6 protein-coding genes and 2 pseudogenes are annotated in these 13484 nt (G+C 69.4%); 6 read left to right on the top strand and 2 right to left on the bottom strand.

Translation table 11 applies throughout. From position 1 onward, the window contains the following. Nucleotides 1-204 precede the first annotated feature (204 nt). The 3 genes and pseudogenes from CES90_RS14820 to CES90_RS49515 form a co-directional block, all read left to right on the top strand. On the top strand, nucleotides 205-3510 hold the full coding sequence (locus tag CES90_RS14820) for a S8 family peptidase (RefSeq protein ID WP_229914105.1): 3306 nt from the start codon (nucleotides 205-207) through the stop codon (nucleotides 3508-3510). A gap of 294 nt (nucleotides 3511-3804) precedes the next feature. Then, the gene (locus CES90_RS14825; RefSeq protein WP_189785462.1) at nucleotides 3805-6456 is read left to right on the top strand and encodes an RICIN domain-containing protein; all 2652 of its coding nucleotides are present in this window, start codon (nucleotides 3805-3807) and stop codon (nucleotides 6454-6456) included. Between the two features lie 203 nt (nucleotides 6457-6659). Further along, nucleotides 6660-6785: pseudogene (locus CES90_RS49515) on the top strand (DNA-binding response regulator); the annotation flags it as partial. Between the two features lie 210 nt (nucleotides 6786-6995). On the opposite strand, the pseudogene CES90_RS14830 reads toward CES90_RS49515, so the two are convergent. Then, nucleotides 6996-7865 (bottom strand): annotated as a pseudogene (locus tag CES90_RS14830) (HAMP domain-containing protein); the annotation flags it as partial. 18 nt (nucleotides 7866-7883) lie between these two features. Next, the gene (locus CES90_RS14835; protein ID WP_189785461.1) at nucleotides 7884-9185 is read right to left on the bottom strand and encodes an RNA-guided endonuclease InsQ/TnpB family protein; all 1302 of its coding nucleotides are present in this window, start codon (nucleotides 9183-9185) and stop codon (nucleotides 7884-7886) included. A 57-nt stretch (nucleotides 9186-9242) separates the two neighbouring features. Here CES90_RS14835 and CES90_RS14840 point away from each other — a divergent pair, with 57 nt between their 5' ends. The 3 genes from CES90_RS14840 to CES90_RS14850 all read left to right on the top strand — a co-directional run bounded on the left by CES90_RS14840 (nucleotide 9243) and on the right by CES90_RS14850 (nucleotide 13472). After that, complete coding sequence (locus CES90_RS14840; RefSeq protein ID WP_373313495.1) at nucleotides 9243-10514, top strand: L,D-transpeptidase; 1272 nt, start codon at nucleotides 9243-9245, stop codon at nucleotides 10512-10514. Between the two features lie 91 nt (nucleotides 10515-10605). Beyond that, on the top strand, nucleotides 10606-11490 hold the full coding sequence (locus CES90_RS14845; protein ID WP_189785460.1) for an META domain-containing protein: 885 nt from the start codon (nucleotides 10606-10608) through the stop codon (nucleotides 11488-11490). A gap of 149 nt (nucleotides 11491-11639) precedes the next feature. Further along, nucleotides 11640-13472 (top strand): endo alpha-1,4 polygalactosaminidase, encoded by a 1833-nt coding sequence (locus CES90_RS14850; RefSeq protein ID WP_189785459.1) that lies wholly within the window; start codon nucleotides 11640-11642, stop codon nucleotides 13470-13472. Nucleotides 13473-13484: the final 12 nt, after the last annotated feature.

Consider the following 13484-nt stretch of genomic DNA (forward strand, 5'->3'; position numbering starts at 1 on the left):
CCGTTGTCGAGCGACCGTCGCACGCCCTGCAGTCTGACCTGCGCTTGTAACAACTGACCATCGATGCGTCATCGACATCGATACGTCGTCGCCGCACAGCTGACGAACAGCTGTGTATCCGCGTTCCTACCGTCACTCGGAGTCATTGCCACCCGGCACTCCAGCCCTGGGGGAACCTTGCGCAGAAAAGTGAAGACAGCATGCGTGGCCACGGCCGCGGCGACGGTGGCGGCGGTCCTCACCACGGGACTGACCGGCTCGGCACAGGCCACGCCCGTACCGGCCGCCGGTCCCGTGGCGGCCGCCGCGAAGGACACGGAATCCGCCGGCACCCACCGCATCACCCTCGTCACCGGCGACCGTGTCATCGTCAACGCCAAGGGCCGTGTCGTCGGCATGGAGCGGGCCAAGGGCCGCGAGCGGGTCCCCGTGCAGATGCGGAAGGTCGACGGCCACACCCTCGTCATACCGACGGACGCCGCCCGGATGATCGCGAGCGGCAGGCTCGACCAGCGGCTGTTCGACATCACCGAGCTCAACAAGGCGGCCAACCGCAGGAACCAGCGGGGCGGTCTGAAGGTCATCGTCGGCTACAAGGGCGCGGCCCGCACCGCGAGGACCGACGTCCGAGACGCGGGATTCCTCCGCCGGACCTTCAGGACCCTGAACCTGGAATCCGTCCAGACGCCCACGAAGGACGCGCCCGAGCTGTGGGACGCCCTCACCAACGGCGACTCGGTCGCCTCGGGCATCTCCCACGTCTGGCTCGACGGCGTCCGCAAGGCCAGCCTCGACAAGTCCGTCCCGCAGATCGGCGCGCCCACGGCCTGGGCGAAGGGCTACGACGGCAAGGGCGTCAAGGTCGCCGTCCTGGACACGGGCGTCGACACGACCCACCCGGACGTCAAGGACCAGGTGATCGCCGCCAAGAACTTCTCCTCGGCCGCCACCACCGGCGACCGGCAGGGCCACGGCACGCACGTCGCGTCCACCATCGCGGGCACCGGCGCCAAGTCGGGAGGCAAGTTCAAGGGCGTCGCCCCGGGCGCGAAGATCCTCAACGGCAAGGTCCTCAACGACGCCGGTGAAGGCGACGACTCCGGCATCATCGCGGGCATGGAGTGGGCCGCCGCGCAGGGCGCCGACATCATCAACCTCAGCCTGGGCGGCGGCGACACCCCGGGCGTCGACCCGATGGAGGCCACGGTCAACAAGCTGTCCGAGGAGAAGGGCGTCCTCTTCGCCATCGCCGCGGGCAACGAGGGCGAGAACGGCGCCAAGACCGTCGGCTCTCCGGGCAGCGCGGCCAACGCGCTCACCGTCGGCGCGGTCGACGGCAACGACAAGCCGGCGGACTTCTCCAGCCTCGGCCCGACCATCGACGGCGCGATCAAGCCGGACGTGACCGCGCCCGGCGTGGGCATCACCGCGGCCTCGGCCAAGGGCAGCGCGATCGCCAAGGAGGTCGGCGAGAACCCGGCCGGATACGTGTCGATCAACGGTACGTCGATGGCGACCCCGCATGTCGCGGGCGCCGCCGCCCTCCTCAAGCAGCAGCACCCGGACTGGACCTTCAGCGAGCTGAAGTCGGTCCTCGTGGGCTCGGCCAAGGGCGGCAAGTACTCGCCGTATCAGCAGGGTTCGGGCCGCATCCGGGTCGACAAGGCGCTCGGCCAGAGCGTGGTCGCCGAGACGTCCTCGGTGAGCTTCCCGGTCCAGCTGTGGCCGCACACCGACGACACCCCGGTCACCAGGAAGCTGACGTACCGCAACCTCGGCACCAAGGACGTCACGCTGGCCCTGTCGGACGAGGCCCGCGACCCCGAGGGCAAGGCGGCCCCGGCGGGCTTCTTCACCCTCGGCGCGGACAAGGTCACCGTCCCGGCCGGCGGCAAGGCGTCCGTCGACGTCACCGTGAACACCAAGCTGGGCGGCACGCTCGACGGCGCGTACTCGGCGTACGTGACCGCCACCGGGGGCGGCCAGAGCGTCCGTACCGCGCTGGGCGTCGAGCGGGAGACCGAGGCGTACGACCTCACCGTGAAGTTCGTCAACCGCCCCGGTCAGAACCCGGTCCACCTCACCACCCTCTACCGGGCCGAGCGGGGCAGCGGCGGCTACACGAACATCTCCGGCGACGACACCGTCACCTTCCGGGTCCCCAAGGGCCCGTACATCCTGGACTCGCTGAGCATGAAGGACCCGAACTCGGCCGAGGGCGGCGCCGACTGGCTGACCCGGCCCGTGCTGAAGGTCGACAAGAACACCACCGTCACGCTCGACCTGAACAAGACCAGGTCGGCCGACATCACCGTCCCGGACGACCGGGCCAAGCCGCTGCATGCCCTGGTGTCGTACGAGCACGTGCCCGTGGACGTGTGGAACGCCGTCGAGATGCCCTCCTTCTCCGACATACGGCTCGCACACGTCGGCCCGGCGATGGACTCCGGCCTGGCGCAGACGTGGTCCGGGCAGTGGACCAAGGGCAACGGCGCCGAGTACGACATCGTCGGCGGCGGCGAGGTGAAGAAGGTCGTGGGCAACCGCGTCCACCACTACAAGGCGAGCGAGTTCGCCACGGTGAAGGCGGGGTTGGGTGCGTCGGCCTCCGGCAAGACGGGTGTGCTCCAACTGATCCCCGCCGTGCCCTTCGGCTACGGCCTGCACACCCCGGTGAAGCAGAAGCTGCCCACCACCCGGACGCTCTACCTGTCTACGGGCGAGGGTGCCGAGTGGCACTTCGAAGCCCAGCAGTACTCCGGGAAGCTGGACCAGGACGGTGCCCCGATCGTCGATGCCGCCTCCACCTCCGGCTCCTCCTACCAGAAGCTCACCGGGGGCAGGACCTACCGGAAGACGTTCAACACCGCGGTGTTCGCGCCGCGGGTGGTCCCGGAGGAGTCCGGCGTCTTCCACGGCCCCGACGGGATCTCCGGCCGGCTCCCGCTCTTCGCCGACGGCATGGGGCAGGAGGCGGTCTCGGACCTCACCTCGGTGCGGACGACGCTGTACCGCAACGGCACGAAGGTCGGCTCGCACGCCGCGCCGCTGGACGGCGGTAAGGCGTTCAAGGTCCCGGCCGGCGAGGCCGCGTACCGGCTCACCACCACGGCCACGCGGAGTGCCAAGGTCCACGCCGCCTCCACCCGGGTCGACGCGAGCTGGACGTTCCGCTCGAAGAAGCCCTCCTCCGACCTGCCGACCGAGCTGCCCGTCTCCTCGGTCCGCTTCAAGGCGAAGACGGGTCTGGACAGCCGGGTCACGGCCGGCCGGACGGTCACCTACCCGGTCACCGTCGAGGGTGCGGCGAGGGGCCGGAACCTCAAGTCGCTGTCGGTGTACGTGTCGTACGACGACGGCAGGACCTGGAAGAAGACCGACGTCAGGAACGGAAAGATCACCGTCAAGAACCCGGCGAAGGGCAAGGGCATCTCCCTCCGCGCCAAGATCACCGACAAGAAGGGCAACTCGTCCACGATCTCGGTCCACAACGCGTACTACGGCAGGTGAGGCGATGGTTCGCTGAAATGGTTCGCTGAGCTGGTTCGCTGAGCTGGTTCGCTGAGCTGGTTCGCTGAGCTGGTCACTCAGCTGGTCACTGAGCGGGTCGGTCTGCGGGAAGCGTGGCTTCCCGCAGACCGGCCCGTTGTGCGTTCGGCGAGGCCCGGTGAGAGATCTGAAAAAAATTCCTGGACCGCGGCAACCCTGTGAGGAGCCTGCGACAACTGGCAAGCGGATCCGGTCAGTTCCGGTGACCGGATCCGTCTTCCTCTGGTGAACGGTATGCAAGGAGAACTCCTCCCCATGAACAACCCCACGAACGGCGGACGCCGCGGGCGTCACCGCCGCCGCTGGACCGCCACCGGTCTGGTGCTCGGCGTGCCCGCCATCGTCGTGCCGTATCTGCTCTTCGCGCAGGAGGACTCGCAGGCCGCGACGGTCGACGGCGACGCCTACTACCGGCTGGTCTCCGTGCGCAGCGGCAAGGTGCTGGACGTCAACGGCTTCTCCACCGCCGACGGCACCCGTATTCAGCAATGGACCGACCAGAACACCGCCAACCAGCAGTGGAGGCTGAAGTCCAAGGGGAACGGCTACTACGAGCTGGTGAACCGCAACAGCGGCAAAGTACTGGGCATAGCGGGCAATTCGACCGCCCGGGGGGCCGCCGCCGAGCAGCAGACCGACAGCTCCTCCACCTCCCAGGAGTGGCGGATCAGCGATGTCAGCGGTTCCGACGCCGTCACCTTCACCTCCCGCAGGAGCGGCCAGGTTCTGGACGTTTCCCGAGGCTCCACGGCCCAGGGCGCGGCGGTCATCCAGTATCCCGGCAAGGGCAGCGCCAACCAGCAGTGGAAGCTGGTGAAAGCGGGCGAGACCCAGACGGCCGGGGCCGGCGGCACGCAGACCACCGCCAAGGCCGGACCGTATATGTGGAAGAACGCCCAGGTGGTGGGCGGCGGTTACGTCACCGGGCTGGTGTTCAACCAGCGGGAGAAGGGTCTGCTGTACGCGCGCACCGACATGGGCGGCGCCTACCGCTGGGACACCGCGGCCGAGCAGTGGATCCCGCTGACCGACTGGATCGGTGAGAAGGACTGGAACCTGCTGGGCATCGACTCGATGGCCACCGACTCCGTCGACCCCAACCGGCTCTACCTCGGGGCGGGCACCTACACCAACGAGTGGGGGGGCAACGGCGCGATCCTGCGCTCCAAGGACCGGGGCCGCACCTTCCAGCGCACCGATCTGCCGTTCAAGCTGGGCGGCAACGAGGACGGCCGCGGGGCGGGCGAACGACTCGCGATCAACCCCGCCGACAACAGCACCCTGCTGCTGGGCACCCGCAAGAACGGCCTGTGGCGCAGCACCGACCACGGCGCGACCTGGAGCCAGGTCTCCTCGTTCCCCGTCAAGGACGGGGCGAGCAGCGGCGCGGGCATCTCCTTCGTGACGTACGGCCCGGCCGGCAGCAAGACGATCTACGTCGGCGTCAACGACAGGTCCACCTCCCTCTACCGCTCCACCGACGGCGGCGGCACCTGGCAGGCCGTCTCCGGGCAGCCCACCGGTCAGATGCCGCAGCACGGCGTGCTCTCCGGTGACGGCTCGCTGTACGTGTCGTACACCAACAACCTCGGACCCAACGGCGTGACGGCGGGCTCGGTGTGGAAGCACACGCCGGCCGGCGGGACGTGGAAGAACATCTCCCCCTCCCAGGGCGACTACGGGTTCTCCGGTCTGGCCGTCGACCCGCAGAAGCCGTCCACGGTGATGGTCACCACCCTCGGCCGCTGGTGGCCGGAGGACGAGATCTACCGGACCACCGACGGCGGCGCGACCTGGAAGGCCCTGGCCGAGAAAACGGTGCGGAGCGCCTACGCCGCTCCTTACGTCGGTACCCACACCGGGCACTGGATGACCGCCCTGGCCATCGATCCCTTCAACTCCGGGCACGTGCTGTACGGCACCGGCAACGGCATCTTGCGCAGCAAGGACGCCAACGCCACCGACAGCGGCGGCACCAGCCACTGGAGCATGGGCGCCCGGGGGCTGGAGGAGACCGCGCTGCTGGACGCGATCGCCCCGCCCGGCGGCGCCACCGTCATCACCTCCATGGGCGACCAGGGCGGCTTCCGGCACGACGACCTGACCAAGGTGCCCACCGGGCGGCTGAAGAACCCGATGATGACCAACAGCACCGACATCGACTTCGCCCAGTCCAAGCCCTCGATGATGGTCCGCGTCGGCCGGGGCGGCGCGCAGGACGGCGCCTACTCCACCGACGGCGGCAGCACCTGGACCGGCTTCAAGGCAGAGCCGGTGGCCAGTGCCCAGGACGGCCATGTCGCGCTCGCGGCGGACGGCTCCACCATCGTCTGGACCGAGGCCGGCCAGGCCCCGTACCGCTCGACCGACAAGGGGGCCAGCTGGTCGAGGGTCGGCGGTCTGGGCACCGGCGCCGTGGTCGTCGCCGACCGCTCCTCGGCCAACACCTTCTACTCACTGTCCGGTGGCACGCTCTACGCCAGCACCGACGGCGGCGCGACCTTCAGCGCCCGCGCCACCAACCTGCCCGACGGCCGGCTCAAGGCCGTCCCCGGCATCGCAGGGGACCTGTGGATCGCCGGCAGCGGCAAGGGGCTGCTGCACTCCACCGACGGCGGCCGCACCTTCACCACGCTCAAGACGGTGCAGTCCGCCTCCGCCCTCGGCTTCGGCAAGGCCGCACCCGGCGCCTCCTACCAGGCCCTGTACCTGATCGGTACCGTCAAGGACGTCACCGGCGTCTTCCGCTCCACCGACAAGGGCGCCACCTGGATCCGCGTCAACGACGACGCCCATCAGTGGGGCGCCATCGGCGGCGTCGGCGTCATCACCGGTGACCCCGACACCTACGGCCGCGTCTACGTCGGCACCAACGGACGCGGCCTCCAGTACGGCGACCCGTCCTGACCCCAACGCCCGAGCGGGGCCGCGGCCACAACGGCCGCGGCCACCGCTCGTGGTGGCGTCGCGCCGGGCTGCTCGTGGCCGTGCGTGGCCGTCCCTGGCCCACGCACTCGCCGAGCGAAGCGAGATGCGGGTCCCCCCGGCCGAAGGACGGGGGGACCCTCGGCTCCCCCGAGCCCTCGGCCGTCGACCACTGGTCCGTCCCGTTGGTCGACGCGATCCACGCGGCGGCCCGCGGTGAGACGGTGCGGGCACCCCGAGTGGCCGAGGGGCTCGTCGCCCGGATGCGCCGGCCCGCCCAGGCCCCGCTCACAGCCGGCGAGGCGGACGTTCCGAACGGGCCCAGCAACTCGCCGTCCACACCGGCTGGTTGCTCAACGGCACCCGAGGCGGACTGTTCGCCGGGCTCACCCCGGACGCCCTGCGACCGGCCGCCGCGCACACCGCCGACGACGGGCCGCTACCGCTGATCGCCGACGGCGCGCTGCACACCGAACGGCCCAGCAGTCGAACAGCTGCCCCCTTGTGACGCGTTCTCGTGTCTCGGTGCGCAGGCGTACCGTGACGGGCACGCTGCCGTGCCGCAGGGCGTTGCCCACGAGGTTGGCGATCACGATGTCGAAGCGGCGCGGGTCGAGCCGGGCACGGATGCCGTCGGGGAGTTCGGTGCGGACCCGGTCGTCGGTCCAGTGCCGGTTGGCGAGGGTCTTGCGGATGGCCTCGGCCACGTCGACCTCGTCGGCGTTCAGTTCGGCCGCGCGTGCGTCGAAGCGGGAGATCTCCATCAGGTCCTCGACGAGGACGGCGAGCTTTCCGGTCTCGGCGCTGACCAGCCGTACCGCCCGGGCGGTGTCGGCGTCCAGACTGTCCGCGTCCTCGTCGAGGACCTCGGTGACGGCGAGCATTCCGGCGAGGGGGGTACGCAGTTCGTGCGAGACGTCGGAGGCGAAACGGCGGGCGCGCTCCTCGGCCTCGCGCAGTTCCCGTACGGAGCGCTCGAGTTCGCCCGCCGACTCGTTGAAGGTGCGTGCCAGGTCCGCCAGTTCGTCGCTGCCGCGCACCGGAATCCGGGTGTCGAGTCTGCCGCTGCCCATGCTCCGAGCCGCCTGGCGCAGTTCCCGCACCGGGCGCAGCACACTGCGCGCGGCGATCAGGCCGGGTATCAGCGCGACGGCGAGGCCGGGCAGGGCGCCGTCCCGGGCGGCCATGAGGAGGGCGTCGACGTTGACCTGCTCGTCGGTCATCCGCATGACGGCGTAGAGGACGAGTCCGCTGGGCAGCACGCTGTCCGGGCTTGCCTTGAAGACCATGGGCATGGCGATGGTCAGGTAGGGGACGCCGTCCTTGACGACCCGCTCGAAGCTGCCGTGGGGGTTGGCCCGCGCGGCGCGACGCAGTTCGGGTGTGATGACGTTGACATCCTCCCCCTCTTAAAAGAGGGGGATTCCAACCCAGTTGGGTTGAGGTTCACGGGCGCTCGAACGGCTGGTGGCCGCTGTCGCCCCTCCGGCACCGGCTGTTCGCCGGGGGCGGGGGATCCCGCCCTGTCCTGCCGCGACGTTGGTTGCTGCGTTGGTGTCCGCGTTGCAGGTGAAGCCGCAGGACACGCACTCGAAGTCAGCTTGGCTCTTGCGTGACTTCTTCTCGATCCATCCGCAGGCGCTGCACCGCAGGGAGGTGTAGGGGGCGGGAACATCCTCGACCCGGCCGGGGGCTTTGTGCTCGGTGCGCTGCCGGAGCAGGCCCCAGCCCTGGGCGAGGATCGACCGGTTCAGGCCGGACTTCTGCGCCACGTTCTTGCCGGGCTGCTCCACGGTTCCCTTCGCGGAGCGGGACATGTTCTTGATGTTCAGCTTCTCGAACCGGACAAGGTCGTAGGAGCGGGCGAGCATGGTGCTGGTCTTCTCGCACCAGTCCTTACGCCGGTTCGCCTCCCGCGCCTTGAGCTTGGCGACCTTCGCGTACTCGGCCGCCTTCTCCGGGCTGCCCTTCTCGGCTCGTGCTGCGCGCCGCTCGTGCTTGCGGATCTTCGCCCGCTCTTTGGTGGTGAGATGCGGGCAGTTCGGCGTCCGGCCGTCCGACAGGGCGGCGGTGATCGTGACACCCCGGTCGATGCCGATCACCTCCCCCGTGCCGGGCGCCGGGGTCGGCTCAGGGATGACGGCGAACGCAATGTGCCACTGCCCGTTGCGAAAGGTGACCCTGAACGTCTTCGCGTCGGGCAGCGTCCCACCTTTGCCCTTGGCGCTGAGGCGGAACCGGACCCAGCCGCAGCCGGGCACCTTGACCTGAGCCCACCGCCGGTTGAGCCTGTGCACGACTACCGACCGGCCCATGACCTGCTTGCCGGTCTTCGCGTTCAGCTTCGGCGACCCGTCCGCGCTGTACTCCGGTACGCGGTCGGTGCCGATGACCCGGAAGCCTTCATGCTTGTACTTCTTGCGCCAGGTTGGCTCACCAAACCCGGACGTGAAGCGGGCGTTCCTGGCCTTGGCGAAGTCCTTCAGCGCCTGCTGCTGCACATCCGCGTTCCCCGAGCCCAGCCATTCGTTCTCCCGCCGGGCCTCGGTGAGCTGACGGCACTGCTCCGCGAAACCGGGCGCGCTCTTGCGCCCCTGGCGCCAGTGCGAGTGCTGCTCGACGGCAAGGTTCCAGACGTACCGGGCGTGCGCGCAGTGCGTGAGCATCTGCTCGGCCTGCGCGGGCGTCGGATACATCCGGAAACGCGACATGCCACGAAACTAGCCACCCCGCTCCCCTCTCGCGCACGCCTTCGATCAACATCACCCATGAGAGTGACCGGCACGCTTTTTGCCTTCCACGGCAACCCCCGACCACAGCACCCTCAACCGCTGGCACCACGAACGGCTCGAGGCCGAACTCACCGCCGTAGCTCCCGAGACGCCGAATCGCCCCGGCGGCGATTCGGCCTCCCCTGCCCGGCAAGCAAGGCGGAGACTAAGGTGACGCCCAGCGCCGACGACCGCGCCGTCACGGTCACTGTCACGCCCACGGGAGAACGGACCCCGGCGGGCGAACCCGTACGCGTCACGGCCTCAGGCGGCACCCTCACCTCGGTGACCGTCACCGACACCGAGGGCCACAAGCTCGCCGGCAAGGTCGCCGCTGACGGCCGGTCATGGGTCTCCGTCCGCAAGGCGGTACCCGGCGCGGCATACGCGGTGACGGCCACGACCCGGACCGATGGCGGAACCGCGAAAACCACCGAAGCGGCCTTCACCACGGCTCCGGCGGACAAGGTCAACAAGGTCGACTGGCGACCGGGCACCGGCACCGGCACCGGCACCACCGTCGGCGTCGCCCAGCCGATCTCCCTGGTCTTCGACCATCCCGTCAAGAACCGGGCCGAGGTCGAGAAGCAGCTCAGGATCACCACCTCGAACCACACCGAGGGTTCCTGGGGCTGGATACGCGACTGGTCGGGCAGGGACCGGGTGGACTGGCGGCCCAAGTCGTACTGGAAGCCCGGGACCAAGGTCACTCTGAACGCCGAGTTGAACGGCACCGACTCGGGCGCGGCCGGCGGCTGGTTCGTACGCGACTACACGACCACCTTCACCATCGGTGCCCGGCAGATCGTCGAGGTGGACCTCGACAGGCACCAACTCACGCTCGTCCGCGACGGTGAGACGGTCCGGCGCATACCGGTCTCCGGCGGCACGCCCGGCGGTGACAAGCGCTCCTGGCGCGGAACCGCCGTGCTCATGGCCAAGGAGGGCACGATCAACATGAACTCCGAGACGGTGGGCCTGGCCGACGCGTACAACAAGATGGTCGACTACTCGATGCGGCTGACCTGGTCGGGCATGTACGCGCACGCCGCCCCGTGGAACGCCCGCTGGTTCGGCAACGCCAACCGGAGTTCCGGATGCATAGGCATGAGCGACGCGGACGCGGCCTGGTTCTACGGGCAGGTGCGGCCGGGCAACCCGTTCGAGATCACCGGCAAGGACACCAAGGGCGTGGTCGCACCCGGGAACGGATTCGGCGCGTGGAACCTCTCGTGGACCGAGTGGCAGCAGAAGAGCGCGCTGCGCTGATGCCCCGTGGTGCCGGCGATGCCGTCGTCGGCATCACGGGGTCGAGGAGGGACTCCGCAACCCCACGCGGGCCTCGTCCGTCTGACACTTCATGCATATAGACGTCAGGCGTGGGCTCCGTGCCGGAACCGTCGTCGGATCCCTGCTCGCCGCCCTGCTCCTCATCACCGGGTGCACGTCGACGGACACGAGACGGGCCACGGCCCCGCCCACCGCGAAGGGCCCCGGCGGGAACGGGGGGCTGCTGGTGGGGGCGCGCTGGTACGTGCAGTGGGTCACCGTCGGCGGGCGGGCGACGACCGCGCCGCCCCGTGCCGCCGCCTGGGTCGAGTTCGGCTACGACAACACGACCGAGGGCAGTTACGGATGCACCCCGTTCAAGGCGGCGACCACGGTCACCGAGACAGCGCTCACCGTGGGCGAGAGAACCGAGGGGACAGCCCCGACCGGGCGGTGCCCGGCGTCGTATCGAGCCTTCGAGGGGAAGCTGCGGAAGCTCTTCAGCGGGCCGCTCACCATCAACCGGCGCGTCGACAGCCTGACGATGGACCTGAAGAACCAGCGGGGCGACTACGTCGCGGTGAAACTGATGCGGCCCGAGGGGCTCTTCGGCTCCCGATGGCGGCTGGACCATCTGGTCGTGTCCGACACCATCCTGCCGGTCGTCGGCGGCAACGAGGTGTACTACGTCTTCCACCGGAACGGCACGGTCACCGGCAAGGCCGGCTGCAACGACTTCATCGGCAGGGCCACCTTCGACGGCGACGTCCTCTCGATGTACCGGCTCACCCGGACCACCCACCGGATCTGCTTGAAAGAGCTCATGGACCAGGAGCAGCGTCTGCTGACGGACGAGAAGAACCCGCGTCGGTTGCGGTACGGCAGCGCCCCCCTGCACCACTCCTTCGAGGCCGTCGACGGCAACAGCCCCGCGGACTACTTCGGGTACGGCTGGACGGCGATGTCCGACAACTAGGGGGCGTTTGCGGTCGCTCGGCGCGCGCCGAGCGCAGTCGCGGGGATCAGCGCGACTCGTGAAGGCTGTCTCACGGCGAAATCCTCGGACTAATCTGATCCCCCTGAACAGCCTTTCGAAGGCACGGCGCGTGGAAAAGGTGACGGGTGATGCCGCTGAGGCCCGGTGATGTGGAGTCCATAGGCGGATACGCGCTGATCGACCGGCTCGGCAGTGGCGGCATGGGCGTCGTCTATCTGGGCCGTTCGGCCTCGGGACGGCAGGTCGCGGTCAAGGTCGTGCACCCGCCGTACGCGCAGGACGAGGAGTTCCGGACGCGCTTCAGACAGGAGGTAGCGGCGGCCCGCCGGGTCAGCGGTGCGTTCACGGCCCCGGTGGTGGACGCCGATCCGGACGCCGAGCAGCCGTGGATGGCGACGCTGTATGTGCCGGGCCGCACCCTGTCGGATGTCGTGGCCGAGGACGGCCCGCTGAGCGGAGGTGAGTTGCGCACGCTCGCGCTCGGCCTCGTCGAGGCGCTGCGGGACATCCACCAGGCGGGTGTGGTGCACCGTGATCTGAAGCCGAGCAATGTCCTGATGGCCGAGGACGGGCCCCGCGTCATCGACTTCGGCGTCTCGCACGCCGTCGACAACGAAGCCCTCACCGTGACGGGGCGGTTGATCGGCACCCCGCCCTTCATGTCGCCGGAGCAGTTCAGCTCGCCGCGGGAAGTGACCGCTGCGTCGGACGTGTTCTCTCTCGGTTCCCTGCTGGTGTACGCGGCCACCGGTACCCGTCCGTTCGACGGAAGCAGTCCGTACCTGACGGGCTATCAGGTGATGTTCGAGGCTCCGGCCCTGGACGGGGTCACCGAACCGCTCCGGAGCATCGCCGAACTCTGTCTGGCCAAGGATCCGGCCGGCCGGCCCGCACTTGCCGAACTGCACCGGATGCTTCTGACGCTGCCCGATGCCACCACCCCCGTCGCGCCGGGAGCGGCCGACTCAGCCCGCCCCAGTCGCCAGGCTTCCGGGACACGCCCTGTCCCCACCGGGGGTGAGGAGCGCGCGGACAGAACCCTGGCCGGTCACGGACGTCGAGGACGGCGCGTCCTCATCGCCCTCGCCGCGGCCCTGGTCGTCACCGGGCTGAGCATCACGGTGGTGAAGACAGTGCAGACGTCGACGGGAACCGGGGCGCACCGGAACGACAGTTCCCAGTCGACCACCGCGCCCACCGCGCCTGCCACCGCACCCTCGTCCGTCTCCGCCGCGACAGTGACTCCACCGCCGAAGCACGTGCCGTGGGACTACCAGATCGGCGGCGCGTACGCCCTGCCGGACGGCGTCCGGGTAGTCAGTCGCAGCCACGAGGACGCGGCCGCGCCAGGCGCGTACAACATCTGCAATTTCAACGCCTTCCAGGCACAGGAGAACGCGGAGGGAGACTGGGACTCCGACCTGCTGCTGCGCGACGCCAACGGGGATGTGGTCTACGACAAGGACTGGGGCGAGGCGGTCCTGGACATCCGCACGGAGGCAAAGCGGCAGCGCATCGCTTCGAAGGTGAATGTCTGGATCGGCGAGTGCGCGACCAAGGGTTACAAGGCCGTCGAGCCCGACAACTACGACACGTTCACCCGCTTCCCGGACTACCTCACAGCCGGTCAGGCCACGGCGTTCATGAAGCTACTGGTGGCGCACGCCCATGCGAAGGGCCTGGCCGTCGCCCAGAAGAACACCCTGGAGCTGGTGTCCGAGCGTGCGTCCGTGGGCCTGGACTTCGCCGTGGTGGAGGAGTGCGGCAAGTGGAACGAGTGCGACGAGTTCGCCGAAGCGTTCGACAACAGTGTGCTCGTCGTCGAATACACGGCGAAGGGCCATTCGACCGCGTGCTCCGGCTGGAGCAGCACACTGAGCATCGTCCGCCGCGACCAGAATGTCGTACCCAAGGGCGTGAACAGCCATCTCCGCGAAACCTGCGGACGTCGAACCCGCTGAACGACGGGACCG

Origin of the sequence: Streptomyces capitiformicae, from assembly GCF_002214185.1 — a bacterium.
Taxonomy (GTDB): Bacteria; Actinomycetota; Actinomycetes; order Streptomycetales; family Streptomycetaceae; genus Streptomyces; species Streptomyces capitiformicae.

Excerpts from the sequence above, each read along its gene's own strand:
- CES90_RS14825 (WP_189785462.1), top strand. The coding sequence starts at position 3,805 with ATGAACAACCCCACGAACGGCGGACGCCGCGGGCGTCACCGCCGCCGC.
- CES90_RS14835 (WP_189785461.1), bottom strand. The coding sequence starts at position 9,185 with ATGTCGCGTTTCCGGATGTATCCGACGCCCGCGCAGGCCGAGCAGATG.
- CES90_RS14845 (WP_189785460.1), top strand. The coding sequence starts at position 10,606 with ATGCATATAGACGTCAGGCGTGGGCTCCGTGCCGGAACCGTCGTCGGA.
- CES90_RS14840 (WP_373313495.1), top strand. The coding sequence starts at position 9,243 with ATGAGAGTGACCGGCACGCTTTTTGCCTTCCACGGCAACCCCCGACCA.
- CES90_RS14850 (WP_189785459.1), top strand. The coding sequence starts at position 11,640 with ATGCCGCTGAGGCCCGGTGATGTGGAGTCCATAGGCGGATACGCGCTG.